This is a genomic window from Shimia litoralis (assembly GCF_005518135.1).
Lineage (GTDB): Bacteria > Pseudomonadota > Alphaproteobacteria > Rhodobacterales > Rhodobacteraceae > Shimia_E > Shimia_E litoralis.
This window is the reverse complement of record NZ_SULI01000006.1, coordinates 1-24,979: the sequence shown is the minus strand read 5'-3', so window position 1 is coordinate 24,979 and position 24,979 is coordinate 1. Positions and strand designations below refer to the sequence as shown.

At 53.8% G+C, this 24,979-nt stretch carries 24 protein-coding genes; 15 read left to right on the top strand and 9 right to left on the bottom strand.

The window, feature by feature from the left end; translation table 11 throughout:
* Positions 1-358: 358 nt before the first annotated feature.
* A complete protein-coding gene (locus FAP39_RS06970; RefSeq protein WP_138015681.1) occupies positions 359-1,906 on the top strand; it encodes a helicase HerA-like domain-containing protein in 1,548 nt (515 codons plus the stop codon).
* Positions 1,907-1,989: 83 nt separating this feature from the next.
* Here FAP39_RS06970 and FAP39_RS06965 read toward each other — a convergent pair whose 3' ends face one another.
* The 6 genes from FAP39_RS06965 to FAP39_RS06940 all read right to left on the bottom strand — a co-directional run bounded on the left by FAP39_RS06965 (position 1,990) and on the right by FAP39_RS06940 (position 7,840).
* The gene (locus FAP39_RS06965) at positions 1,990-3,291 is read right to left on the bottom strand and encodes a branched-chain amino acid ABC transporter permease (RefSeq protein WP_171006799.1); all 1,302 of its coding nucleotides are present in this window, start codon (positions 3,289-3,291) and stop codon (positions 1,990-1,992) included.
* The gene (locus tag FAP39_RS06960) at positions 3,288-4,298 is read right to left on the bottom strand and encodes a branched-chain amino acid ABC transporter permease (RefSeq protein ID WP_138015680.1); all 1,011 of its coding nucleotides are present in this window, start codon (positions 4,296-4,298) and stop codon (positions 3,288-3,290) included. The genes FAP39_RS06965 and FAP39_RS06960 overlap by 4 nt, the downstream gene beginning before the upstream one ends.
* A 90-nt stretch (positions 4,299-4,388) precedes the next feature.
* Positions 4,389-4,907, bottom strand: a complete 519-nt coding sequence (locus FAP39_RS06955) for a hypothetical protein (protein ID WP_138015679.1) — start codon at positions 4,905-4,907, stop codon at positions 4,389-4,391.
* 3 nt (positions 4,908-4,910) lie between these two features.
* Positions 4,911-5,618, bottom strand: coding sequence for an ABC transporter ATP-binding protein (locus tag FAP39_RS06950; protein ID WP_246058985.1), 708 nt, complete (start codon positions 5,616-5,618; stop codon positions 4,911-4,913).
* 161 nt (positions 5,619-5,779) lie between these two features.
* A complete protein-coding gene (locus FAP39_RS06945) occupies positions 5,780-6,562 on the bottom strand; it encodes an ABC transporter ATP-binding protein (protein ID WP_138015678.1) in 783 nt (260 codons plus the stop codon).
* 93 nt (positions 6,563-6,655) lie between these two features.
* Positions 6,656-7,840, bottom strand: a complete 1,185-nt coding sequence (locus FAP39_RS06940; RefSeq protein ID WP_138015677.1) for an ABC transporter substrate-binding protein — start codon at positions 7,838-7,840, stop codon at positions 6,656-6,658.
* Between the two features lie 159 nt (positions 7,841-7,999).
* Here FAP39_RS06940 and FAP39_RS06935 point away from each other — a divergent pair, with 159 nt between their 5' ends.
* Together FAP39_RS06935 and FAP39_RS06930 are read left to right on the top strand one after the other, a co-directional pair.
* Complete coding sequence (locus tag FAP39_RS06935; protein ID WP_138015676.1) at positions 8,000-9,097, top strand: PQQ-dependent sugar dehydrogenase; 1,098 nt, start codon at positions 8,000-8,002, stop codon at positions 9,095-9,097.
* A 7-nt stretch (positions 9,098-9,104) separates the two neighbouring features.
* Positions 9,105-9,602, top strand: a complete 498-nt coding sequence (locus tag FAP39_RS06930) for a hypothetical protein (RefSeq protein ID WP_138015675.1) — start codon at positions 9,105-9,107, stop codon at positions 9,600-9,602.
* 75 nt (positions 9,603-9,677) lie between these two features.
* Here FAP39_RS06930 and FAP39_RS06925 read toward each other — a convergent pair whose 3' ends face one another.
* Positions 9,678-10,685, bottom strand: a complete 1,008-nt coding sequence (locus FAP39_RS06925) for a GlxA family transcriptional regulator (protein ID WP_138015674.1) — start codon at positions 10,683-10,685, stop codon at positions 9,678-9,680.
* 157 nt (positions 10,686-10,842) lie between these two features.
* Here FAP39_RS06925 and FAP39_RS06920 point away from each other — a divergent pair, with 157 nt between their 5' ends.
* Entirely contained in the window at positions 10,843-12,210 is a 1,368-nt protein-coding gene (locus FAP39_RS06920) for a class II 3-deoxy-7-phosphoheptulonate synthase (protein ID WP_138015673.1), read from the top strand.
* A gap of 99 nt (positions 12,211-12,309) precedes the next feature.
* On the opposite strand, the gene FAP39_RS06915 is transcribed toward FAP39_RS06920, so the two are convergent.
* A complete protein-coding gene (locus FAP39_RS06915; protein ID WP_171006798.1) occupies positions 12,310-12,957 on the bottom strand; it encodes a PAS domain-containing protein in 648 nt (215 codons plus the stop codon).
* A gap of 298 nt (positions 12,958-13,255) precedes the next feature.
* Here FAP39_RS06915 and FAP39_RS06910 point away from each other — a divergent pair, with 298 nt between their 5' ends.
* The 11 genes from FAP39_RS06910 to FAP39_RS06860 all read left to right on the top strand — a co-directional run bounded on the left by FAP39_RS06910 (position 13,256) and on the right by FAP39_RS06860 (position 24,183).
* The gene (locus FAP39_RS06910) at positions 13,256-14,134 is read left to right on the top strand and encodes a YicC/YloC family endoribonuclease (protein ID WP_138015793.1); all 879 of its coding nucleotides are present in this window, start codon (positions 13,256-13,258) and stop codon (positions 14,132-14,134) included.
* A 5-nt stretch (positions 14,135-14,139) separates the two neighbouring features.
* A complete protein-coding gene (gene gmk, locus FAP39_RS06905; protein WP_138015671.1) occupies positions 14,140-14,781 on the top strand; it encodes a guanylate kinase in 642 nt (213 codons plus the stop codon).
* Positions 14,781-15,317: a gamma carbonic anhydrase family protein gene (locus tag FAP39_RS06900; protein ID WP_138015670.1), complete on the top strand. Its 537-nt coding sequence runs from the start codon at positions 14,781-14,783 to the stop codon at positions 15,315-15,317. Before gmk ends, FAP39_RS06900 begins: the two co-directional genes overlap by 1 nt.
* 143 nt (positions 15,318-15,460) lie before the next feature.
* On the top strand, positions 15,461-16,501 hold the full coding sequence (locus FAP39_RS06895) for a sensor histidine kinase (RefSeq protein ID WP_138015669.1): 1,041 nt from the start codon (positions 15,461-15,463) through the stop codon (positions 16,499-16,501).
* Positions 16,502-16,627: 126 nt separating this feature from the next.
* The gene (locus FAP39_RS06890; RefSeq protein ID WP_138015668.1) at positions 16,628-17,680 is read left to right on the top strand and encodes a substrate-binding domain-containing protein; all 1,053 of its coding nucleotides are present in this window, start codon (positions 16,628-16,630) and stop codon (positions 17,678-17,680) included.
* A 71-nt stretch (positions 17,681-17,751) separates the two neighbouring features.
* The gene (gene pstC / locus FAP39_RS06885) at positions 17,752-19,230 is read left to right on the top strand and encodes a phosphate ABC transporter permease subunit PstC (RefSeq protein ID WP_138015667.1); all 1,479 of its coding nucleotides are present in this window, start codon (positions 17,752-17,754) and stop codon (positions 19,228-19,230) included.
* Positions 19,227-20,570 (top strand): phosphate ABC transporter permease PstA, encoded by a 1,344-nt coding sequence (gene pstA, locus FAP39_RS06880; RefSeq protein WP_138015666.1) that lies wholly within the window; start codon positions 19,227-19,229, stop codon positions 20,568-20,570. Before pstC ends, pstA begins: the two co-directional genes overlap by 4 nt.
* A 17-nt stretch (positions 20,571-20,587) precedes the next feature.
* Positions 20,588-21,385, top strand: coding sequence for a phosphate ABC transporter ATP-binding protein PstB (gene pstB / locus FAP39_RS06875; protein WP_138015665.1), 798 nt, complete (start codon positions 20,588-20,590; stop codon positions 21,383-21,385).
* 13 nt (positions 21,386-21,398) lie between these two features.
* The gene (gene phoU / locus FAP39_RS06870; protein ID WP_138015664.1) at positions 21,399-22,112 is read left to right on the top strand and encodes a phosphate signaling complex protein PhoU; all 714 of its coding nucleotides are present in this window, start codon (positions 21,399-21,401) and stop codon (positions 22,110-22,112) included.
* Between the two features lie 18 nt (positions 22,113-22,130).
* Positions 22,131-22,820: a phosphate regulon transcriptional regulator PhoB gene (gene phoB, locus FAP39_RS06865; protein ID WP_138015663.1), complete on the top strand. Its 690-nt coding sequence runs from the start codon at positions 22,131-22,133 to the stop codon at positions 22,818-22,820.
* 139 nt (positions 22,821-22,959) lie between these two features.
* Positions 22,960-24,183 (top strand): NAD(P)/FAD-dependent oxidoreductase, encoded by a 1,224-nt coding sequence (locus tag FAP39_RS06860; protein WP_246058982.1) that lies wholly within the window; start codon positions 22,960-22,962, stop codon positions 24,181-24,183.
* Here the strand turns inward: FAP39_RS06860 and FAP39_RS06855 are convergent.
* A partial coding sequence (locus FAP39_RS06855) for an AI-2E family transporter (protein ID WP_138015661.1) occupies positions 24,180-24,979 on the bottom strand: 800 nt, incomplete at its 5' end. The two genes, FAP39_RS06860 and FAP39_RS06855, sit on opposite strands and share 4 nt — an antisense overlap.

The following is a 24,979-nucleotide window of genomic DNA, read 5'->3' as shown; positions in this document are numbered from 1 at the left end:
TATTTACAATTGGATAGAGACAACGAGGCATTCAAAGTATGAAAATTTCAGAGAATTGGTGCCGCGAAAATTGAAAAGGGACCCGAAGGTCCCTTTTCTTTTCACTCCCCGTCGGACTGGCCGACTTATTCATTGCCGGAACGCTACGAATAAATTCTCTACCCGTCAACTAGAAAAACTTAAGTTTTTCACGTTGTTATTTCAAAAAAGTGGCCGCATCCAAAGATGCGGCCCAGTCCATCAGGGAGGAAACCACCCAAACCCAGGAGGAAACAGGGTTGGATAAATCAATACTGGCGAAGCGCGGTTAACATTGTATTTTCGATCTAAGTAAAATTTAGGTTTAGGGGACGTTTTTGTGGAAAATTCTATCTTTCTCGGGGGTGGCGGAGAGGAATATGCGACCAAACAAGGGTTATCGCTAAAATATGCGAACCGACACGGGCTTGTGGCAGGTGCGACAGGAACCGGCAAAACCGTGACCCTTCAAATTCTCGCCGAAGGATTTTCCAAGGCTGGGGTGCCTGTGTTCCTGTCCGACGTCAAAGGAGACTTGTCCGGACTGGCGCAAGCAGGCAGTCCAGATTTCAAATTGCATGCCCCATTTACCGAACGCGCGCAAAAGATCGGGTTTCAGGACTACGCATACGAATCATTTCCAGTGACATTCTGGGACTTGTTCGGCGAGCAGGGGCACCCCGTGCGCACGACAGTGGCTGATATGGGGCCATTGTTGCTTTCGCGTCTGATGGAGCTGAGCGAGGCCCAAGAGGGTATTTTAAACATTGCGTTCCGGCTTGCCGATGAGCAAGGGTTGCCGCTTCTTGATCTCAAGGACTTGCAGGCCCTTTTGGTATGGGTTGGCGAGAACCGCGCCGATTTGGGGCTGCGCTATGGCAATATCTCGATCAGCTCAATCGGCGCCATTCAACGCCGTCTTTTGGTTCTGGAAAATCAGGGCGGGACAAAACTGTTCGGGGAACCTGCGCTTGAACTCTCGGATTTGATCCAAACAGACGACGCAGGGCGTGGGCGCATCAATATTCTGGCGGCGGACAAGCTCATGGGGTCGCCGCGGCTCTATGCGACGTTCTTGTTGTGGTTGTTGTCAGAATTGTTCGAAGATCTTCCCGAAGTGGGGGATCCTGACAAACCCAAGCTGGTGTTCTTTTTCGACGAGGCGCATCTGTTGTTTGATGACGCGCCCAAGGCGCTGGTGGATAAGGTGGAACAAGTGGCGCGTTTGATCCGTTCAAAAGGCGTGGGCATCTATTTCATCTCGCAAAATCCGGCAGACATCCCCGAGGACATTTTGGGGCAGTTGGGCAACCGCGTTCAGCATGCGTTGCGGGCGTTTACTGCCAAAGATCGAAAAATGTTGCGGCTGGCGGCAGAAACCTATCGCGACAATCCGCGCTTTAGCACCGAACAAGCCATTCGCGAGGTGGGCGTGGGCGAGGCAGTGACCTCGATGCTGATGAAAAAAGGTGTGCCGGGCGTGGTCGAACGCACATTGATCCGCCCGCCGTCGTCCAAGCTGGGACCGATTGACGGCCCGACCCGCAAGGCGGTGCTGGCAGCGTCGCCTGTGGCCGGAAAATACGAAGCGATCACGGATCGTCGTTCGGCGTATGAAATTCTGAAAAAACGGTCTGAAGATGCGGCGCAACAGGCCGAAAAGCTGGAAGAGCGCGAAGAAGACATGTCGCCCGCCGAGCGCGAATATTCTGCGGGGCGGCGGTATTCGGGGACACGTGTCACACGGTCAACCTCTCGCACGACGCGTCGCTCTAAGGGCGATAGTTTTGGCACTGCAATGGGCAAGATGGTCATGAAGGAATTGTCCGGCACTACTGGACGGCGCATCGTGCGTGGCATTTTGGGTGGGTTGTTCAAGGGCCGCTAAGAGCGCAGTTTTGAACGATGTCGCCAGACATGAATAAGGCCGCTCGATCGAGCGGCCTTATTGCATAATGATTGGGGAAATCCCTATTTTTCGGGGATCAACCCTTTGGGGCTAAAGCGCAGGACCAAAAGCAGGATCAAGCCCATGGTCAGCAACCGCATGTGCGCCGCACTATCAATCAGATGCGCACGCAGGCCGCTGTCTTCGGCCATGCCGTAGGTCACCATATGCATCAGCGCCAAGCCCATCGGCTCTACCTGAACCCATAGGAACCAAATCAGAAAACCGCCAAGCACGGCACCCAGATTGTTGCCTGACCCACCGACAATCACCATTACCCAAATCAGGAAGGTATAGCGCAGCGGGTTATATGTGCTGGGCGTCAACTGACCGTCCATGGTGGTCATCATTGCGCCAGCAATGCCACAGACCGCAGACCCGAGGACAAAGATTTGCAGATGGCGCTTGGTGACGTTTTTCCCCATCGCTTCCGAAGCAACCTCGTTGTCACGAATGGCGCGCATCATCCGACCCCAAGGGCTGTGCAGTGCCAATTGAGCCGCCACAAAGATCAGGATCAGAACCGCCGAGAACAGCAATGAATAGCCAAGTTTGACGTAAAGCGTGGACGCCATAACAGGGTCCAAGCCAATGGACTGTGCGCCTTGCACAAAGCTTTCGCTCTGCTGAAGGTCAATTTCATACGGCACGGGACGGGGCAGGCCGTTGATGTTTTTCACACCCCGAGACATCCAGTCTTCGTTTTTCATGACGGCAATAATGATTTCCGCGATGCCCAATGTGGCAATCGCCAGATAGTCAGACCGCAATCCCAGAGCGGTTTTGCCAATCATCCACGCCGCACCGGCCGCAAGCAGGCCACCCACGGGCCAAGCGATCAACACAGGCAGACCCAAACCCCCAAGGTGGCCCGTGACCGCTGGATTGACAGCTTCGATGGCATCCACCGCAGGGTCAAACAAAAAGCGATAGACGACAAAGCCCCCGATCAACACAGCAACTGTGGCCAGAGTGCGCGTCCGGCCCTTGAGCCGTTTTTGCAGAACGATTGCGGCCACAATCACCGCAGCACCCGTCAGCAACGCCACCAGAACGCGTGGGCCACCTGCGGCCCAGGCTTCGCTGACAGGGTCGGTTGATGTCAGCACAACAGCCAATCCGCCAAGGGCCACAAAGCCCATGACACCCACGTTAAACAGGCCGGCAAAGCCCCATTGCAGGTTCACCCCAAGCGCCATGATCGAGGAAATCAGGCCCATATTCAGAATGAAGAGCGCGGTATTCCAAGACTGCACGATCCCAGTGCCGATGATCAACAACGCCACCAAGGCGAACAGCAGAGTATTTTTCATTGTATCGCTCATACCGATTTCCCCTGAAATAGGCCGGTGGGCTTGAACAAAAGGACGATGATCAGGATCACGAAGCTGACCGCGAATTTATAGTCCGTGGACATCAGTTGCACCAATCCGCTGGGCTCCAGACTTTCGGGCATCCAGTACACCAGCACTTTTTTCCACGCATAGGTGATGGTGACCTCGGAAAAGGCAATGACAAACCCACCGGCAATGGCGCCCAACGGGTTGCCCAATCCGCCCACAATCGCCGAGGCAAAAATCGGCAGCAACAGCTGGAAGTAGGTGAACGGCTTAAAGGTCTTGTCCAAGCCGTATAGAACCCCTGCAACCGTCGCCAATGCAGCCACGATCAACCATGTGTACATCACCACACGTTCAGGATTGATGCCTGACAGCAGCGCCAGATCTTCGTTGTCGGAATACGCGCGCATTGATTTTCCGGTCCGCGTGCGGTTCAAAAACCAAAACAACAGCGCCACCACAATCACCGCAGTGACCACGGTCAAACCCTGTGTGGTCTTGATTGCCAGGCCTTCGCGCAGGCCAGTCATCGCCTTGAATTCACGTACAGAGATAATAAAGCGTTCCCCATCGGCAAATTTTTGATCGTTTGGCCCGATGATAAAGCGGACCAACCCGTTCATGATGAACATCACGCCCATCGACACGATCACAAGGATCACGGGTTTGGCCTTTTGGTCGCGATAGAATTTATAGACCATCCTGTCAGTGAGGAGCACCAACGCCATGGTGCCCAGAATGCCAAATGGCAGCGCCAGCAAGGCCGTGGGCAACGGCCCAAGCGAAATGCCCATGCTTTGGAACAGCCATGTCACAAGGACGGTGACCATGGCGCCAAAGGCCATCGTGTCGCCATGGGCAAAGTTCGAGAACCGCAAGATCCCGTAAATCAGTGTGACTCCCAAAGCGCCGAGCGCCAGTTGGCTTCCGTAGGCCATTGCGGGGATCAGCACAAAGTTTGAGAGGGCCACAAGGCCATTCAGAAAGTCCATCAGGTCATCTCTCTCGTGTTGATGTGGAAAGTGTGTGTCATGTGTTGTGTCCTTTGACATCCATGCCAAAGCCAGTGTCTCGCGTCTCTGTCATTGGGTCACCTCGGTACAGGTGAACACGATGATGTCGCGATCTTTCGCCTTGAACAGTTTTGGAGTGTCGGTTGGTCGTGTGCGTGTGTGCCAAATCTGAAACGGGGGCAGGACCCATTGATCCTGCGATATGTTCTCGGCAGGAAGCTCGGGGCCAAACCAGCCGGATTGCCGCTCTTGGGATGTGGCAAATTTCCAGACATCCCGCGCGCCAACCGCATTTGGGACGTCACGATAGGTTGTTTCGAGGGGCGCACCATCTTGAGATGTCCAAGACACAGTCATCCGACGCGCCCATTTTTCCCGACTTGGAGCGAAGGGCGCAAAAGACGATGCATAGGTTGCAGCCTCAAGATCCAAACGCGCTTTGGTCTGGGTGTGTGCCGTACAGTCGCCGTTGGTCTGGCATATCTCGGTCGATTGGCATTGCAGGCTCATCCCGTGATACGGGGTGACCACAATGGCCTGTGCTGCCATCGGAAGCAGGCATCCAGCAAGATATGTGATCCAGCGCATGTCTTAGCCACCAAGGAATGATTTACGAACTTCGGGGTCTGCCAAGAGCTCTTTGCCAGTGCCGGAATACGCATTTTTTCCTTGAACCAGAACATATCCTTTGTCCGCGATTTCAAGAGCTTGGCGCGCATTCTGTTCCACCATCAAGATCGGGATACCTGTCCTGCTGACCTCGATGATCCGGTCAAACAATTCATCCATCACGATGGGCGACACGCCCGCTGTGGGTTCGTCCAGCATCAACAGTTTGGGTTTGGTCATCAGGGCGCGTCCGACGGCCACCTGTTGACGTTGACCGCCAGACAGTTCTCCGGCGTGCTGGTGGCGCTTGTCTTTCAAAATCGGGAACAACGAATACACTTGGTCCATTGTGTCCTGAATATCGTCAGTACGGATAAAGGCCCCCATTTCAAGGTTCTCTTCAACCGTCATAGAGGTAAAGATGTTGTGCGTTTGCGGCACAAATCCCATCCCTTTGATCACACGCGCCTGTGGGCTAAGGGTTGTGATGTCCTCGCCATCCAGAGTGACACTGCCGGAATGTACATTCAGCATGCCAAAAACGGCCTTCATGGCGGTTGATTTTCCGGCGCCATTGGGCCCCACGATGACGGCGATTTCGCCCTTGTCTACTTCCAGAGAACACGCGTGCAGGATATCGGGCCCTTTGCCGTATCCTCCCGTCATGTCTTTTCCGATCAGAAAACTCATATCAAGTCTGTCCTTCGTATCCATCCGGTCTGTGATGTGGACCGGAGTTGTCCGCCGATTGCCCCTTTGGGGTAAGATTTGCATGGAATATCACGTGGCTGTGCCAGTGGTGTTCCCATGGGTCCCCTCCGAAATCCGCTCTTTGGGGGCTGAGCAAAGCTTTATGCGTCCATCATGTCTTTGTTTTTAAGACCTGTTCCAAGATAAGCCTCGATGACCTGCTCGTTGGCCTTGATCTCGGCCAGAGTGCCCTCGGCAAGGACCTTGCCCTCGGCCATGCAAATGACCGGATTACAAAGGCGATCAATGAACTCCATGTCATGCTCAATGACCACGAACGTATAGCCGCGTTCTTCGTTCAGGCGTTTGATCGCATCGGCAATTGTATAAAGCAGGGTACGGTTTACGCCTGCACCCACTTCGTCAAGAAACACAATCTTGGCATCCACCATCATGGTACGCCCAAGCTCCAAGAGCTTTTTCTGGCCACCAGAGATTTCGCCTGCTTTCAGGTCCGCAATATGGCTGATGGTCAAAAACTCGAGCACCTCGTCAGCCTTGGCCCGAAGCGCGCGCTCTTCGTCCGCGATACGCTTGCGGCCAAACCAGGTGTTCCATAACGTTTCGCCTGATTGTCCACCCGGAACCATCATCAGGTTCTCGCGACAGGTCATCGACCCGAATTCATGCGCAATCTGAAATGTCCGCAGCAAGCCTTTGTGAAATAGCGCGTGTGGCGGAAGGCCGGTGATGTCTTCTCCGTCCATCGTGACACGTCCCGACGTCGGTTTAAGAACGCCAGCGATCACATTGAAAAGAGTGGTTTTTCCCGCACCATTAGGGCCAATAAGGCCGGTAATTGATCCGGTTTCAATAGACAGGTTCGCGCCATCAACAGCGTGAAAGCCGCCAAAGTGCTTGTGAACGTCCTCTACGACGATCATAGTGTATCCCCCGTGACGCTTGTCTGCGCCTTTCTGGATGTTGAAACAGCCCGGAAATGACCCGGGCTGCTCAATACTAAAACTTCAGACGGATCAGCGGTACTTGGCTGTCGTGATTTTGCCACCGTTGATGACAATCTCGCGATATCCACCAGCAGCTTCGCCGCCACCGATCAGTTCAACAGCTGTTGCACCAACATAGTCGATTTCGCCGCCAGCAGCGAGAATTTCCAATGCTTTGCCCAATTCACCAGGTTTGATCATTTCGCCAGGTGCGTTTGCAACATCCATGATCTTGGCCGCGTAATCTGCCGAGTCGGTAGACCCAGCAGCTTGCATTGCCAGCATGATCAAAGCCGCTGCGTCATAGCTTTCGCCAATATACGGTCCGGTTGCATCTGCGCCGGTTTCGGCAACCATTTTGACAACCATGGATGAATCTGCAGCTTCGCTACCGGGAACCGTACCGATGGACCCTTCGATTTCGTCACCAAAGTTGTCTTCCAAAGCTGCGCCAATCATACCATCGGGCAGGGCGAATACATCAAATGCACCCGTATCGATGGATGTGCGGATGATGTCAGGACCACCTTGGTCAACATAGCCAGCCACGATCAGGATGTCGCCGCCACCAGATGCCAATGTGCCGACTTCTGCGGAATAGTCAGCTTTACCAAGCTCATGCGATGTCGTGACAGTGATCTCGCCACCAAGCGCTTTGAAAGCAGAAGCGATGCTGTCCGACAGACCTTTGCCATAGTCGTTGTTTGCATAGGTCAAAGCAGCGGATTTATAGCCTTGTTCGATCAGGACTTCGGCCATCACTTGGCCTTGACGTGCATCCGACGGCGATGTGCGGAAGAACATGCCTTGGTCTTCGACTGTCGACAGACCCGGAGATGTCGCAGATGGAGAAATCATCACAACACCGTTTGGCACCGCAACGTTGGACAAGACAGCGCCAGTCACACCGGAACAATCCGCGCCCATGATCCCTTTGACGCCATCTGATGTAATCAGGCGTTCAGCCGCAGCGGTTGCAGCCGCCGCATCAACACATGTGCTGTCTGCACGAACGGGGGTCACAGTGGAGCCGCCCATAAATTTACCGCTATCAGAAACTTCTTTCATTGCCAGCTCGGCGCCGCCTGCCATCGCAGGTGTCAGCGATTCAATCGGACCGGTAAAGCCCAAGATCACACCGATTTTTACGTCGTCAGCCGCTGCTGCGCCCGCGATCAATGCAGTGGCGGCAGATGCCATAAGCAGTTTCTTCATTGGTTCACTCCCATAGTGTTTTATACATTGCGAAGTAGCCTAAGCGGCCAATTCAAAAAAGGAAAGGGGTGCATGCGGCGAAATGGCATGTTCCCGTTTACGAGACGTGAGGTGCGCGTGTTAGGCTTGCGATCTTGATACGAGATGTTGGGAGATTGGATGCGACGTGTATTGGGGCTGTGTGCCGTTTTTTTGCTATCAAGTGTCGGACTTGAGGCGCAAACTCTGCCGTCTTCGCAAGGGGCGTTGACTGTTGATACCATGGCGGATGGGTTTGATACCCCTTGGGCTTTGGGGTTTTTACCTGACGGCAGCTTTCTCGTCACCGAACGCAAAGGCCGTTTATGGCGCGTTGATCCGGCGGGCCGCAAAACCCGAATTCGCGGACTGCCGTCGATTCACGTCCAGAATCAGGGGGGGCTGTTGGATATTATGGTGCCACGCGATTTCGCCAAGAATCGCACCATCTTTTTTACATATGTCAAAAAACAACCCTCTGGTGCGGGCACCGCAGTCGGGCGCGCTCGGCTCGCGCAGGGGAGCTCTGTGTTGTCGAATGTCACCAAAATTTTTGAAATGTCCCAAGGATCATCCGGTGGCCGCCATTTTGGCAGCCGCATTGTCGAAGCACCTGACGGTACCCTTTTTGTGACCATTGGCGAGCGGGGTGATCGGCCTTCGGCCCAAGATTTGGCACGTCACAACGGCAGCATTTTACGCATCCACAAAGACGGCTCTGTGCCTGATGACAACCCTTTTGTCTCTCATAATACTGCCGCCCCAGAAATTTGGTCGTATGGGCACCGCAACCCGCAGGGGGCCGCGTTGGATCGCGCGGGGACACTGTGGGCAACGGAACATGGGGCCAAGGGGGGCGATGAGGTGAACCGCATCCAGAAAGGCGCCAATTACGGTTGGCCGGTTGTGGCGTTTGGGCGTCATTATTCAGGGGCCAAAATCGGAGAGGGCACCGCCAAACCGGGGATGCGTGCGCCCGAATATTATTGGGATCCCTCAATCGCGCCCTCGGGCCTAATGATCTATTCGGGGAAACTTTGGCCGAATTGGGCTGGTCACATGTTTGTTGGAAGTTTGAAATTTGACTATATATCAAGACTTTCCGGGGCAAAATTGGTTGAAAAAGAACGCCTTAAATCCGCACAAACCGGACGCGTGCGTGATATCAGGGAAGCCGCAGACGGGCGCATTTGGTTTATCTCTGAAGATTCGGGCGCTGTGATGCGTTTATCCCCTTAAGACTTTCATGCCCGTTTTGTACGGTGCCTCTGGCGTGGCACGTAAAACTGCTGCAAGATACCCAAAATACCCGTCAAAAGGATATCCGATGCGCCACTTTTTCTCTGCCTTAATCGTCATTCTGGCGCTTCCTATGGCCTCTTATGCTCAGCAAGCGTCACCGCGTGCCACGTATAATGCGGCGCGTGCTGAAATGGATACACGGATTATGGCGCGACAGATGGGGGATGCGATCCGCATGTTTCAGGGGTTGGGCGTGCCGGACGACGCCGAGCTTGCGTCGCTGGATGTGCAAATTCAGGCGCTGTACCCAGACGATTTTGAAAATGTTGCCTTGATCCGCTCAGAGGTGATTCAGAACGGATTTCGCCAAGAATTGATCGCCTATTGGACCGAGACACAGTATTTGTATGTCTATCTTTTGATCCATACAGATGACAATCATCCACGCCTGTTAAACTTTCAGTTCGACAGCGATTTTCATGCGTTGAACGCATTGTTCTGACGCCACAATCGCATTCCAACCAAAGGTTCGGTGTAATCTTTGGTTGGTGAGCCAAAACGTCTCTGCTCAGGGTTGCTATGAAAGCAGGTGTTTGCTCGCCTGCGTGCCGCGTTCACGATACGGAGTTGTTTCGTAATGGGCACGATAACACTTGGAAAAATGGCTTGGTGACGCAAAACCACAGGCCAAAGCCACATTGATCACACTCATATCGGTTTGCATCAACAGGTTGCGCGCTTTCTGAAGCCGCAGCTCCATGTAATAGCGCTTGGGGCTCCGGTTCAGGTAACGGCGGAACAGCCTTTCAAGTTGGCGGGTGGACATGCCCACATCTTTGGCAAGCAAGGATGGGCTGATCGGGTCTTCAATATTGCTTTCCATCATTTGGATGACTTGGCTCAGTTTCGGGTGACGCACCCCAATGCGCGTCGGAACCGAAAGCCGCTGCGTATCCTGATCGGTCCGGATTGAGCTATAGATTTGTTGATCTGCGACCCAGTTTGCGATTTCCTCGCCCTGATCATCCGCAATAATTTGCAAGAACATATCAAGAGATGACGTTCCGCCAGCGGTCGTCATGCGGTTGCCATCAATTGTGAAAACAGATTTGCGCAGTTCGACTTCGGGGAACTCTTCGGAAAAGCTGTCTTGGTTTTCCCAATGGATGGTTGCGCTCTTACCATCAAGTAACCCAGCTTTGGCCACAACATAGGCCGCCGTGCACAGACCGGCAATCTTGGCACCTTTACGTGATTCACGTCGCACCCAATTGATCAGCTTTTTGCTGGTCGCTTTTTGGATATTTGTCCCGCCGCACAAGACAATCGTATCGTCCCGATGTAATTCACACAGGTCACCATCAAGCTTAATTTCGGTGTCTGTCGAGCTTACAACCGTACCTCCGCCGTCACCCACAAGGGTCCATTCATAGATGGATCTCCCGGCGCGGCGGTTGGCAAGGCGCAGACAATCCAACGCAGAAGCAAAAGACAAAAGTGTGAAATCATCAAGTAAAACAAAGACAAAGCGCCTTGCCTTAGTATCCGGATGGGTCTGTTCACCTGCACGTCGAATGTGTGACATGGCGGCCTTTCCTGTCTGTGATGCGTCTGCATCTAAATCTGAAGGGAATGTTAGCGCCGTAATGGGGGCGCAGGTCAAGGCCGATAATTCAGATATGGCGAATGCTCAAGAGCTTTTGTATAGAGGTGCTTGCAACTTTTGTTACCGGAGAAAGACAATGGCAGAATGGCAAAAATCTGGATGGCGCGCAAAACCGCGAGTACAGATGCCTGACTATACGGATGAGGACGCGCTGAAGGCCGTGGAGGCCCAGCTAGCAAGCTATCCGCCGCTGGTCTTTGCTGGTGAGGCGCGCCGCTTGAAAGAACAGCTCGGGGCCGCAGCACGCGGCGAGGCATTCCTGCTTCAGGGTGGGGATTGCGCCGAAAGCTTCTCGCAATTTAGCGCCGACCAGATTCGCGACACCTTCAAAGTGATGCTGCAAATGGCGATGGTTTTGACTTATGGTGCCAAGGTGCCCGTGGTCAAAGTTGGCCGCATGGCTGGCCAGTTCGCCAAGCCGCGCTCTGCGCCAACCGAAGTGATTGATGGCGTCGAACTGCCCAGCTATCGCGGTGATATCATCAACGAGCTTGATTTCACCTCGTCTTCACGCATCCCTGATCCTCGGAAAATGCTTCAGGCCTATACACAGGCGGCGGCGACGCTGAACCTGTTGCGGGCGTTTTCGACAGGTGGCTATGCTGACGTTGAGCAGGTCCACAGCTGGACACTGGGCTTTACCGAGGGCGAAAAGGCGGCCAAATATCGTGACATGGCCAATCGTATCAGCGACACGCTTGATTTCATGAGCGCCGCAGGTGTGAACAGCTCGACATCGCATTCTCTGCGGACCGTTGATTTCTACACCAGCCACGAAGGCCTGTTGCTTGAATATGAAGAGGCGCTAACGCGTCTTGATTCGACGTCCGACAAATGGCTGGCTGGGTCCGGGCACATGATCTGGATCGGGGATCGCACGCGTCAACCTGATGGGGCGCATGTTGAATTCTGTCGCGGTGTTCAAAACCCGATCGGGCTGAAATGCGGGCCAACGACGACGGCCGAAGACCTTAAGGTGCTGATGGCCAAGCTGAACCCGGAAAACGAAGCAGGGCGTTTGACCTTGATCGCCCGTTTTGGGGCCGGATCAGTTGGCGAGCATTTGCCACGCTTGGTCAAAGCAGTGCAAGAAGAAGGTGCGAACGTGCTTTGGACATGTGACCCAATGCATGGCAACACGATCAAGTCAGCGACAGGGTATAAAACCCGTCCGTTCGAAAGTGTTCTGCGTGAAGTACGGGAATTCTTTGGCGTGCATAAGGCCGAAGGAACCGTGCCGGGCGGTGTTCATTTTGAAATGACTGGCCAGGACGTGACCGAGTGTACCGGTGGCGTGCGTGCGGTGACCGAAGAAAACCTGTCTGACCGTTACCACACCGCGTGCGATCCGCGCCTGAACGCGTCGCAATCGCTCGAGTTGGCGTTCCTTGTTGCAGAAGAACTGTCTGCTTTGCGTCAAACACGCTTGGCCCAAGCGGTCTAAGGTCGATCAAAAAACCTGCAAGGCAAGGATGCCATGTCCAAATGTTCCTTGCCTTGCAGGCCATCTTGCCTCGGTGCTGTATGCATGCGTGCCGAGGTCTTAGGTTTCCGACATGAGCACCCGCAGGTGTGCGGCTTTTGTCGGCTTGAACCGTGTGTCATCCAATGAAATTATGTGTGAATGCTGTGTGTCTTGGGCGATTTCGTGAGGAGGATCGTTTGGCACCCCAAGTCTGCGCGCAAAGCTGTTTTTGATGTCGAACCTGCGGGCGTCGCGGCCGATGTCCCCGTTCACCACCAATCCGCCCAATATGCGCGTGACATCTTCACGGCTTCCGCGCAATGGCAACATCATCATCTCGGCCTCTAGCGGTGCGCGCAGGTATCCTTGTCGGCTTGTCAATCGAAGCGTCGCCATTGATGGGCCGCAAAACACTTGTTCCAGAATGTCGCGAAAGCCGTCTCGGGCGCCTGCGGTGAACAAAGACGAAATTGGCATGCCGCGCATATCCATGCCCAGCACTTGATTGACCGATTGGCCGGACACCCGCACCCGCGCCATGCCCGGTGCCATGCGTTCCAAGATAAAGGCATGGGATAATGCGCGCTGTAATCCGCGCGGGTCGACATCTGCGCGGGCAGGGACGTGGCCGTCTTGGCGCAAGGCCTGCCAGTAGGCCTCGATTTCTCCCAGCGCCGCAGAACGGCGTGGATGAGATACCAAGGTTTTCGCGCCAGTCGTCCACATGATCTTTACCTCACTCATTGTCGCGCAAGTTCGGGTGGAGCAAAAACGCCCAGTTGCACGAAAAACTACAAACTTACGTGCGGACCATGCGTTGCGGTGATTGGGTGATGTCGGATCAGTCGCAGACATTCAGGTCTTAACACTTCCTTAATATTCCATATTTCCACGAATTTTAGGGAAAAACCTGCGTAAGTGGTTAACCTCTTGGCAATGATCCGGTGGTGCGCCTTGCACCAACCCCCATATTCGCATTAGGTGACTGTGCACCAACACACAGGAGCCCACTTTGTTGCACTCAATGACTGGTTTTTCTGCCCTTCGCGGCACGTCTGACGGCTTTAGCTGGGCTTGGGATATCCGCAGTGTGAACGCCAAGGGGCTTGATCTGCGCCTGCGCGTGCCCGACTGGATTGAAGGTCTTGAGGTTGCCCTGCGGCGCGATCTGGGCAAGGCATTGGCACGCGGATCTGTGTCTTTGGTGCTTCGGGTGCAGCGCGAAGAGGAAGACGGTGCGCTGGTTCTAAATGCGGCGCAGTTGTCTGCTGTGCTTGATGCCATGAACGAGGTGGAAACTCAGGCCATGGATCGCGGAATATCCTTGGCGCCCTCTAAGGCAAGCGATCTTTTGGCGTTGCGCGGCGTCTTGGATACGGCCAGTTCTGAAAATGATACCAAAGCGTTGTCCAAGGCGATCCTTGCGCAATTTCCAACGCTGCTGGCCAGTTTTTTGCAGATGCGTCAAAGCGAGGGAGACGCCCTTGAGCGCGTTTTGAACGACCAGCTGACCCAAATTGCCGCGCTGACCCAAGCGGCCCAAGCAGCGGCCCTTGCGCGTCGGGATGATGTCGCGGCCCAGTTGCGGAGCAATCTCGCGCGGGTGCTTGAGAATGCCGATGGTGCGGACGAGGCGCGCGTGGCGCAGGAACTGGCGATGCTGGCGGTCAAATCCGACGTGATGGAAGAACTGGATCGGTTGCGCGCGCATGTCGATGCAGCGCATGATCTCATGGCCAGCACAGGCCCTGTGGGGCGCAAGCTTGATTTTCTCATGCAAGAATTTAATAGAGAAGCCAACACGTTATGCTCTAAGTCTCAATCCGTAGACCTGACCCGTATCGGGTTGGATCTTAAGGCAGTCATAGATCAGTTGCGTGAACAGGTTCAAAACGTGGAATAATGGAAATGACAAACAGACGTGGCCTTTTAATCATTCTGTCGTCGCCTTCGGGGGCTGGAAAATCCACATTGGCGCGCCGCTTGATGCAGTGGGACCCGAGCCTGAGCTTTTCGGTGTCGGCCACCACACGTGCACCGCGGACGGGCGAAGAACACGGGCGCGAATACTATTTTTTGAGCGAGGACGACTTTCGCAAACAAGTCACCGATGGCGATATGCTTGAGCATGCGCACGTGTTCGGCAATTTTTATGGCTCGCCGGCTGGCCCCGTTAAGAAAACGATCAATTCCGGTCAGGACGTGTTGTTTGATGTGGACTGGCAGGGCGAACAGCAAATTCGCAATTCCGATCTTGGCAAACATGCGCTGTCGATTTTTATTTTACCTCCATCAATTTCAGAGCTGCATCGCCGATTGGTGGCGCGCGCACAAGATAGCGAGGACGTCATCAGCAAACGGATGCAAAAGAGCTGGGACGAGATCAGCCACTGGGGGGCGTATGATTATGTGTTGGTCAACGACGATCTTGATGCCACCGAAGCCCATCTGAAAACCATTATCAGCGCGGAGCGCATGCGGCGCGAACAACAACCTGCCTTGCAGACCCATGTCCGGTCGCTGCAATCTGAATTCGAGGAGATGTCATAATGCCATTGTACGCTTTGGACGATACAGCGCCCGTGCTTGAAGAGGATACATGGGTGGCGCCAGACGCAAATTTGATTGGGTCGATTGTGATCGAACAAGCGGCATCGGTCTGGTTCGGGTGTACGCTGCGCGGTGACAACGAAGAAATCCGAGTTGGCGCCGGAAGCAATGTTCAGGAAAGCACCGTCATGCATACGGATATCGGGTTTCCTCTGACGATCGGGGCGGGCTGTACCATCGGGCACAAGGCGATGCTGCATGGATGTACCATTGGCGACAACAGTCTGGTTGGTATGGGCGCGACCATCTTGAACGGGGCCGTAATTGGGAAGAACTGTCTTATCGGAGCTGGTGCGTTGATCACCGAAGGCAAAGTCATTCCGGATGGATCGTTGGTGATGGGCACCCCTGGAAAAGTGGTGCGGGAACTGGATGAAGCTGCCATAAACGGCCTGCGCGCCAGTGCGTTGCATTATCAGGAAAATATGCGGCGCTTTCGTAGTGGACTGCGCCCGCTTTCTGCAGAGACAAGTTGATTGGATGAACTTTGTGAATCTAATTAGCTGATAAGTAACAGTTAATGCGGTTTGTGAAGTTTTGGTAACACAGTCTTCATTACAGGTTTACAAAATGCCCTTGCTCGGGAAGTGTTGGGCAAAGGCAATGTGTGGGCCGTGCTATGACAATATCTCCAGTACAATCTTTTCTTGATGCTGTGCCAATGCCAGCCGTGTTTGTGGGGCTGGATGCACGCATCTTGGGTGCAAATGCGCCCGCTGTGACCTTAAACGCAAAAGCAGCGGATGAACGTCCGTTTGTGCTGGTGTTTCGTCAACCCAACCTGATCGATGCACTGGATACGTGTATCCAGTCGCGCAAGCCACAACGCGCGATCTACCACCACAGTGATGGCCCGCACCAAGTGCGGTATGATGTGACGTTGTCCGTGGTGCACACAGAGACGGTGGAGGGCGTGTTGATGTGCTTTACCGATGTGACCCACCTTCAGCAGGCGGATCAGATGCGCAGGGATTTTGTTGCAAATGTCAGTCACGAATTGCGCACACCGCTTACGGCCATTCTGGGATTTATCGAAACATTGCAGGGCCCCGCGCGGGATGATCCTCAGGCACATGATCGATTTTTGAATATCATGGCCAGCGAGGCCAGTCGCATGAATCGCCTTGTTGGTGACCTGCTATCGCTTAGCCGAGTGGAAGAAGACGCGCGTATGCGCCCAACGACACCGTTGGACATTGATGCTTTGATCCGGTCAGCTATTCGTAATTTAAGCACTGTGGCTGAGGAAAATGGTGGCCAGATTTTGTATGCGGCGCCGGAAATGCCCAATCTGATCACGGCAGATTCTGATCAGATGATGCAGGTGTTTACCAATTTGATCGAGAATGCCCTGAAATATGGCGGGCAGGGGACCGAGGTCAAAGTATCCTGTTCGGAGACGCGGCGCGATGCTGTGTTGGCGCAGCCGGCCTTTTTGATTTCGGTGACAGACAATGGCCCGGGTATTGATCCCATTCATATTCCGCGCCTGACCGAGCGGTTTTATCGGATCGATTCCCATAGATCGCGAGAAATGGGCGGCACAGGTTTGGGGCTGGCGATTGTAAAACACATCCTGAATCGTCACCGCGGACGCCTTAAGGTAGAAAGCACCTTGGATGGCGGCAGCACTTTCACAGTAATTCTGCCCAAAAGTTAATATTTTTCTGATGTAGGCCGCGTCTGTCATGAAAGTGTTACACACTCGTCACAAAAGCTTTGCCAGCGGCTCTTAGCACGCTCCCAAGACCTTCACGAAGAAGGTCACAATCATGGAGTTACATCAATGTCCGTCAAACTGACCGCCTCGGCTCTGGCCATCGCCGCCGTTGCTGCCACTTCCGCTGCTGCTCGTGACCAAGTTCAGGTTGCTGGTTCGTCGACCGTTCTGCCTTACGCTTCTATCGTTGCTGAAGCCTTTGGCGAGAACTTTGATTTCCCGACCCCCGTTGTTGAATCAGGTGGCTCTTCCGCTGGTCTGAAGCGCTTCTGTGAAGGTGTTGGCGAAAACACAATCGACGTTGCAAACGCATCGCGCAAAATCAAAGACAAAGAAATCAAGAAATGCGCTGAGAACGGTGTGACCGACATCATCGAAGTGCGCATCGGATATGATGGGATCGTGTTCGCGTCCGACCTCAACGGCAACAACTTTGAATTCACCCCAACGGATTGGTTCCTTGCGCTGTCTGACAAAGTTATGGTTGACGGCAAGATGGTCGAAAACACAGCCAAAACTTGGGCTGATGTGAACCCGAACTTCCCAGCACAAGACATCCAAGCGTTCATCCCGGGCACCAAGCACGGTACTCGCGAAGTCTTCGAAGACAAAGTGATCTTGGCCGGCTGTGAAGCCACAGGCGCATTTGAACACATTCTGGCCCACGCCGAAGGCGACACAGCCAAGAAGAAAAAGAAAGCCGCTGAGAAAGCCTGTATCAGCCTGCGCACAGATGGTCGTTCGGTCGACATCGACGGCGACTATACAGAAACTCTGGCCCGTATCGAAAGCAACAAAGACGGCATCGGCGTGTTTGGTCTGGCTTTCTATGAAAACAACACTGACAAGCTTCAGGTTGCAACCATGTCCGGCATCGTGCCTTCGACAGAGTCGATCTCGACTGGTGAATATCCTGTGTCGCGTCCGTTGTTCTTCTACGTCAAGAAAGCCCACATCGGCGTGATCCCAGGCCTGAAAGAATACGCAGAGTTTTTCATCGCTGATGAAATCGCTGGTCCAGATGGTCCGTTGTCCGAATACGGTTTGGTCGCTGACCCAGAACTGTCTGACACACAGAATGCCGTTGCTGACGAAGCAATCCTCGGCTCAAACATGTAAGCTTCGGCTTACCGCAGGTGGCGCTCCCTCGTGCCGCCTGCACCTTTCCTTTAACTCTCGGCGGTTCGTCCATGCCCGTTCTCTGGCTCGTCCTTATCATTCTTGGCCTCGCAGCTCTCGGATTTATCATGGGGCGCCAGCGTGCCCTGAAATCCGCAGGCGGTGACAGCCGTAAATTGCATTCTTTGCCAAACTATTACGGGGCCAACGTGGCCCTGTCTGTGCTTGTGCCTTCCTTTGGGGTTTTGATTGTTTGGTTGCTCGCGCAACCTATGCTGATCGATCGCGCTGTGTCGGCAATGATCCCCCCCGAGTTGATCCCCGAAAACACCACCACCGGACTTGTGATGTCTGATGTGCGCCGTGTGGCCGAGGGGTTGGACGTCGCGGTTGAAAAAGGCGCGATGAGCGCATCTGAAGCAAATTCAGTGCGGTCCGAATTCACCGACTTGCGCGCGCGCCTTGGAGATGTTGGTGTCGCCTTGGGTCAAGATGTGCGCCCAGAGGTTCTTAGGGCGGCGCAACGGTATCGCACGTTAAACGCCACGGGGAACATGGCACTTACCATTGTGATCTGTCTTGTGGCTGTGGCTGGGTTCATAAATGCGCTGCGCCATTGTACGGCTGAATACCGCGCCAGAAACGTTGTGGAGCGGGCCATTCTCGTCATTCTGATGGCCGCCGCATCAATCGCCATCCTATCCACGATCGGCATTGTCCTGTCGATGTTGTTTGAATCGGTGAACTTCTTTGGGTTGCACCGTTGGACTGACTTCTTTTTTGGCACCACATGGGCGCCGAACTTTCGCGGCGACTCGGAATTGTCTATTCTGCCGCTTCTGTGGGGCACGCTGTATATTTCGTTTATTGCCTTGTTGGTTGCTGTGCCTGTGGGGCTGTTTGCCGCCATTTATCTTTCGGAATACGCAGGGTCAAAAACACGATCCTTTGCCAAACCTTTGCTTGAAATTCTCGCGGGTATTCCGACCATTGTATACGGTTTGTTTGCGCTTTTGACTGTGGGCCCCTTGTTGGTCAAAGTCTTTGGTCAAGGCGACAACGGGCTGTTGGGTGTCGAATGGATGAGCGGCGCAACCTCGGTTCTGACCGCAGGTATTGTGATGGGCATTATGCTGATCCCGTTTGTGTCCTCATTGTCCGATGACATTATCAATGCGGTGCCTCAATCCATGCGTGACGGATCACTGGGTTTGGGCGCGACCAAGTCGGAAACCATCCGGCAGGTTGTTGTCCCCGCGGCACTTCCTGGGATTGTGGGGGCCATCCTGTTGGCTGCGAGCCGCGCGATTGGCGAAACCATGATCGTGGTGATGGGGGCAGGGGCGATTGCCAAGTTCTCGGTGAACCCTTTGGAATCGATGACCACAATCACCACCCGCATCGTCAGCCAGTTGACCGGAGATGGTGACTTTGCCAGCCCCGAGACGCTTGTGGCCTTTGCGCTTGGGCTGACCCTCTTTGTCCTTACTTTGGGCTTGAATGTGCTCGCGCTGTATATTGTGCGCAAATACCGGGAACAGTACGAATGACCGATACTTCTCACTCTTCTGCTGTGCCGACATCGTCGCTTTATGCGCATGATGCGCGCACCAAGAAACGCAATGCCGCCGAGGCGCGCTTTAAAGCCTATGGCATGGTGGCCATCGCAATTGGTCTGATCATGCTGGTGACCTTGATGGTAACCATCTTTGGCAAAGGCCTTGGTGCATTTCAGCAAACGTTCATCACGATGAATGTGGAACTGCTTGAATCCAAGCTGGATAAATCCGGCACGCGCGATCTGGAGAAAATCAAAAAGGTCAGCACCTTTGGCTATGCCCCGATCATCAAAGGTGCCTTCCAGACCACCGTTGACGCCGAAGGCATCGAGACGGCGCTTAAGACCAAAGATATGGCAAAGTTGTTGTCCAAGTCCGCGGCGTCTCAACTCCGAGACTTCGTGATCGAAAATCCGGATAAAATTGGCACAACCGTCGAATTCCGGTTCTTGGCAAACAGCCGCGTCGATGGATATCTCAAGGGTCGTGTCACTCGGGACTCGATTGCCAATGACAAAAACATCACTTCGGCGCAGCTTGATTTTGTAGATCAATTGCGTGCAGCAGGCGTTCTGTTCAAGACCTTCAACATCGACTTTATCATCGGTGCGGATGCATCAGACCAGCGCCCCGAGGCCGCCGGTATCGGGGTCGCGATGATGGGGTCACTGTTTATGATGCTGGTGGTTCTGGCCTTGGCTTTGCCGATCGGTGTGGCCGCGTCGATGTATCTTGAAGAATTCGCACCGCAAAACATCTGGACTGATATTATCGAGGTGAATATTTCAAACCTCGCGGCGGTGCCATCCATTGTGTTTGGTATTCTGGGTCTGGCGGTGTTCATCAACTATATGCACTTGCCGCAATCTGCACCTTTGGTCGGGGGGCTTGTGCTGACATTGATGACCTTGCCCACGATCATCATTTCGACCCGTGCCTCGTTGAAATCTGTGCCCCCGTCCATTCGTGACGCTGCATTGGGCGTCGGGGCCAGCAAAATGCAATCGGTGTTTCACCACGTGTTGCCTTTGGCAGCACCTGGTATCCTGACCGGAACGATCATTGGTCTTGCGCAGGCCCTTGGCGAAACGGCCCCGTTGCTGTTGATCGGGATGATTGGCTTTATTGCCAGCAATGCGCCGACGTCGATTGGCGAAGGCCTCTTGTCGCCCAACTCTGCCATGCCCGCGCAAATCTATGAATGGGCCAAACGCGCAGACCCCGCCTTTTACGAACGAGCATGGGGAGGCATTATCATTCTGCTTCTTTTCCTCGTCACAATGAATACCATCGCAGTGATCCTGCGCCGCCGGTTTGAACGCCGCTGGTAAGTTGAGGAACATCAACCATGTATGACGCACCAAGTTTGGGGGCCCAAGTGGAACAACAAGACATCAAGATTTCTGCAAAAAAAGTGCAGGTCTACTATGGCGACACCCATGCCATCAAAGACGTTGATATCGAAATCGAATCCAAAACCGTGACGGCCTTTATTGGCCCCTCGGGATGCGGGAAATCGACGTTCCTGCGCTGTTTGAACCGGATGAATGACACCATTGATATTTGTCGCGTCGAAGGCGACATCATTCTGGATGGCGAAGACATCTATGACAAAAAGGTCGATCCTGTACAGTTGCGCGCCAAGGTCGGCATGGTCTTTCAAAAGCCGAACCCGTTTCCAAAGTCGATCTATGACAATATTGCCTATGGCCCACGTATTCACGGGCTGGCCAAGTCAAAAGCGGATTTGGACGAGATCGTCGAGAAATCTCTGCGTCGCGGTGCCATCTGGAACGAGGTCAAAGACCGCTTGCATGCACCCGGCACAGGTCTCTCGGGGGGGCAGCAGCAACGTCTGTGTATTGCGCGTGCCATCGCTACGGAGCCAGAAGTTTTGTTGATGGACGAGCCGTGCTCTGCACTGGATCCGATCGCAACAGCACAGGTTGAAGAGCTGATTGATGAACTGCGCAACCAGTATTCGGTGGTGATTGTCACGCACTCTATGCAACAGGCCGCCCGCGTCAGCCAAAAGACCGCCTTTTTCCACTTGGGTCACCTTGTTGAATACGGCGCCACCGGAAACATTTTCACGACCCCACAGGATGAACGCACAGAAAGCTACATCACTGGGCGGATCGGGTAACGGAGTAGACACCATGAATGACAATCACATTGTTTCCTCGTTTGATCGTGAGCTAGAGCAAATTCAGGCGCACATCATGAAAATGGGCGGGCTCGTTGAAGAGGCCATTTTGGACGCCTCAAAGTCACTCAAGAACCGTGACGAAGAGCTGGCCGAACAGGTGCGCAACGCAGACAAAGCGATTGATGCGCTCGAAGAACTGATCAACGATGAATGCATCAAGCTCATCGCGCTGCGCTCGCCTGCAGCCGTTGACTTGCGTGTGGCTCTGTCGGTGATGAAAATCTCTGGCAACCTTGAGCGTATCGGGGATTATGCCAAGAACATGGCCAAGCGCACGTCGGTTCTGGTGCATATGACCCCCGTTGAAGGCGCGCGGGGTGCCTTGCGCCGGATGGCACGCGAAGTTCAGCTGATGCTCAAAGATGCGTTGGACGCCTATATTCAGCGTGATGTCGAACTTGCACACGATATTTTGGCGCGCGATCATGATATCGATCAGATGTACAACGCGTTATTCCGTGAATTTCTGACATTCATGATGGAAGATCCACGCTATATTACACCGTGTATGCATCTGCACTTTATCGCAAAAAATACCGAACGTATGGGCGATCACGTCACTTCGATCGCAGAACAGGTCATCTATCTCGTGACTGGTAGCATGCCAGATGACATCCGCCCCAAGGATGACCATTACAAACCCGAATTGCATATCGCAGACTAAACAAGGCACGATCTTATTATGGCCCACGATCATCCCACCGTTCTTGTTGTCGAAGACGAACCGGCACAACGCGAAGTTCTTTCTTATAACCTTCAATCCGAAGGATTTGAGGTGGTGAGTGCTGCTGACGGCGACGAAGCGCTTCTGCTGGTGCAAGAAGTTATGCCAGATATCATCGTTTTGGATTGGATGTTGCCGGGCATTTCGGGCATCGAAATATGCCGTCGCCTGAAAACCAAACCCCAGACGTCCGGTATTCCGGTGATTATGCTTTCGGCGCGGTCCGAAGAAGTGGATCGCGTGCGGGGGCTTGAAACCGGCGCGGATGATTATGTCGTAAAACCGTATTCCGTGCTGGAATTGATGGCGCGTGTGCGCAACCAGTTGCGCCGTGTGCGGCCAGCGTCAGTGGGGCAACGTCTGACCTATGAAGACATCGTCCTGGATGCAGAAACACACCGCGTCACGCGCTCGGATAGTGCGCTAAAGCTTGGGCCAACAGAGTTTCGGTTGTTGTCGACGTTCATGGAAAAACCTGGACGTGTCTGGTCGCGCGAGCAATTGCTTGATCGGGTCTGGGGGCGCGATATTTATGTCGATAGCCGCACGGTGGATGTTCATATCGGCCGTTTGCGCAAAGCGCTGTGTTTGCATGGCGGCGACGATCCTTTGCGGACAGTCCGCGGCGCTGGATATGCGCTTGGGTAGTACGTGATCGACGTTTTATGATTGCACTCTAAACACTTGTGTCTAATCTCGATTTGAATCGCACCAAGGTGTGCGCTGTGTTCAAATATATGGGGGATAGATGGCGCAGTGTTTGTGGAATGACACATCAAAAGAATATATGAAATTCAATTTACTGGTCGGTGATATTCATGTAGATTTTGCCATTGTGGGTGGTGGGTTTTCGGGATGCTCTGCAGCCATTGAAGCCCGCGCCCAAGGGGCGTCTGTGGCGCTTGTCGAGGCGCAAACAATTGGGCACGGCGGGTCGGGGCGAAATGTCGGCCTAGTCAACGCCGGACTTTGGCTGCCTCCAGATGCGGTCTGTCACAGTCTTGGAAAATCCCAAGGGGATCGGTTGAACTTGGCACTGGCCGACGCACCGGATGTCGTGTTCGACTTGATCGCAAAACATGACATTCAATGTGACGCCACACGCAACGGGACATTGCATTGCGCCCACAGTTCAAAAGGACTGCGGGACCTGCAGATGCGCTTTGCACAACAACAATGTCGGCAGGCTCCTGTGACGCTGCTTGATGCCGCTGAAACGATCAAGCGCACCGGAAGTTCGGCATTTTCCGGCGCACTGCATGATGCGCGGGCAGGGACCATTCAGCCCCTTTCTTACGTTCAGGGGCTTGCGCGGGTCGCTGCCGAGGCCGGGGCGCAGATTTTCACCATGTCACCGGCGAAAGCTCTTTCCTCGCAGGATGGTAGATGGATCGTTAAGACGCCGCAGGGTACTGTTTACGCAGATAAAATCTTGATTGCCACAAATGCATACCACCAAGATATCGCCAATCACACGCCGCATCGCTCTACGCGTGTGAGCTATTTTCAAATGGCAACACAGCCTTTGCCAGATCATATCCTTCAGGATATTTTGCCAAATTCCGAAGGGTGCTGGGACACCGCGTTGATTATGTCATCATTTCGGAAAGATGCAGAAGGTCGTTTTGTATTTGGGGCCATGGGGCAACCGACACGCCTTGGCGACCATATTCATACGTCTTGGGCGAAACGCATGCTTTCCCAGCGATTTCCGCAACTTAAAGACCAACCTTTGGCGTATCTCTGGAGTGGAGACATCGCGATGACGGCGGATCATATTCCAAAGGCCATCGCGTTTGATGCAAATGCGCTTTGTTTGATGGGGTATTCGGGGCGTGGCATCGGCCCCGGAACAGTCTTAGGGCGGGGTGCAGCTCGGGCTCTGCTTGCTGGGGACACATCCGCCATGCCGCTTGAGATCACGCCCGCATATGACGAACGTTTCACGCAATTGAAAACAGCATATTACGAATTTGGCGCACGTATGATCCATGCGATGCAATTTCGTTAGGTGTCTCGGTCACCTAATTGGCGTTTCAGGTCGGCCAGCTCCTGTTCCATTTCGGTTTTTGTCGCAGTCAATCGCAGACCGCTTTGCCCGGGGGGCTTGTGGGTGCTGCTCGTGTTTTGACTTTCCGAGGGGGCATGGTTGTCTGCGATGGCTTTGGGGGCGGATAATTCGGTCCAAATCGTGATGAATATGCCCGCAAACACAGGGCCAAATACCAAGCCCGCAGGACCGAATGTGCTAAGGCCACCCAATGTGCTGACAAATATCCACAAGTCCGACATATCAGCATCTTTACCAACCAGCCTTGGTCGCAGCACATTGTCAATCGACCCAACCACCATCACCGCCCACATCGCCAATATGATCGCTTTTGTCGTTTCTCCTTCGATGCCCAAGAATATCGCACCACCAAGGACAACCGGAGTGGCCCCAACCGCAGGGATAGCCGCCAATATCGCCATGATGACGGACCAGAAAATGGCGCCTTCAAAACCAGCCAACCAGAACCCCATTCCTCCGAGCGCGCCTTGGATCATGCCGATCAAAAGAGACCCTTTGATGGTTGCCCGGCTAACGGAAATAATTCGATGGTTCAGCTTGTCCTGAAATGCTGGCTCAAGCGCTGTATAGGACAAGAGTTGGGAAAATACGGATGTGCGCATCGGCAAGAAAAAGAACATCGCGTATAGAAACGCAAACAGGCTTAGGAAAAACCGTGCTGTACCGTTTGTCTGAAGTGGTCCGGCAAATTCGGACAGCGTGCTAAGATGTATCCAACCCGATTGAATGGATACAA

Excerpts from the sequence above, each read along its gene's own strand:
- FAP39_RS06965 (WP_171006799.1), bottom strand. The coding sequence starts at position 3,291 with ATGAGCGATACAATGAAAAATACTCTGCTGTTCGCCTTGGTGGCGTTG.
- FAP39_RS06960 (WP_138015680.1), bottom strand. The coding sequence starts at position 4,298 with ATGGACTTTCTGAATGGCCTTGTGGCCCTCTCAAACTTTGTGCTGATC.
- FAP39_RS06955 (WP_138015679.1), bottom strand. The coding sequence starts at position 4,907 with ATGCGCTGGATCACATATCTTGCTGGATGCCTGCTTCCGATGGCAGCA.
- FAP39_RS06950 (WP_246058985.1), bottom strand. The coding sequence starts at position 5,618 with ATGAGTTTTCTGATCGGAAAAGACATGACGGGAGGATACGGCAAAGGG.
- FAP39_RS06945 (WP_138015678.1), bottom strand. The coding sequence starts at position 6,562 with ATGATCGTCGTAGAGGACGTTCACAAGCACTTTGGCGGCTTTCACGCT.
- FAP39_RS06940 (WP_138015677.1), bottom strand. The coding sequence starts at position 7,840 with ATGAAGAAACTGCTTATGGCATCTGCCGCCACTGCATTGATCGCGGGC.
- FAP39_RS06935 (WP_138015676.1), top strand. The coding sequence starts at position 8,000 with ATGCGACGTGTATTGGGGCTGTGTGCCGTTTTTTTGCTATCAAGTGTC.
- FAP39_RS06930 (WP_138015675.1), top strand. The coding sequence starts at position 9,105 with ATGCCCGTTTTGTACGGTGCCTCTGGCGTGGCACGTAAAACTGCTGCA.
- FAP39_RS06925 (WP_138015674.1), bottom strand. The coding sequence starts at position 10,685 with ATGTCACACATTCGACGTGCAGGTGAACAGACCCATCCGGATACTAAG.
- FAP39_RS06920 (WP_138015673.1), top strand. The coding sequence starts at position 10,843 with ATGGCAGAATGGCAAAAATCTGGATGGCGCGCAAAACCGCGAGTACAG.
- FAP39_RS06915 (WP_171006798.1), bottom strand. The coding sequence starts at position 12,957 with ATGTGGACGACTGGCGCGAAAACCTTGGTATCTCATCCACGCCGTTCT.
- FAP39_RS06910 (WP_138015793.1), top strand. The coding sequence starts at position 13,256 with ATGACTGGTTTTTCTGCCCTTCGCGGCACGTCTGACGGCTTTAGCTGG.
- gmk (WP_138015671.1), top strand. The coding sequence starts at position 14,140 with ATGACAAACAGACGTGGCCTTTTAATCATTCTGTCGTCGCCTTCGGGG.
- FAP39_RS06900 (WP_138015670.1), top strand. The coding sequence starts at position 14,781 with ATGCCATTGTACGCTTTGGACGATACAGCGCCCGTGCTTGAAGAGGAT.
- FAP39_RS06895 (WP_138015669.1), top strand. The coding sequence starts at position 15,461 with ATGACAATATCTCCAGTACAATCTTTTCTTGATGCTGTGCCAATGCCA.
- FAP39_RS06890 (WP_138015668.1), top strand. The coding sequence starts at position 16,628 with ATGTCCGTCAAACTGACCGCCTCGGCTCTGGCCATCGCCGCCGTTGCT.
- pstC (WP_138015667.1), top strand. The coding sequence starts at position 17,752 with ATGCCCGTTCTCTGGCTCGTCCTTATCATTCTTGGCCTCGCAGCTCTC.
- pstA (WP_138015666.1), top strand. The coding sequence starts at position 19,227 with ATGACCGATACTTCTCACTCTTCTGCTGTGCCGACATCGTCGCTTTAT.
- pstB (WP_138015665.1), top strand. The coding sequence starts at position 20,588 with ATGTATGACGCACCAAGTTTGGGGGCCCAAGTGGAACAACAAGACATC.
- phoU (WP_138015664.1), top strand. The coding sequence starts at position 21,399 with ATGAATGACAATCACATTGTTTCCTCGTTTGATCGTGAGCTAGAGCAA.
- phoB (WP_138015663.1), top strand. The coding sequence starts at position 22,131 with ATGGCCCACGATCATCCCACCGTTCTTGTTGTCGAAGACGAACCGGCA.
- FAP39_RS06860 (WP_246058982.1), top strand. The coding sequence starts at position 22,960 with ATGAAATTCAATTTACTGGTCGGTGATATTCATGTAGATTTTGCCATT.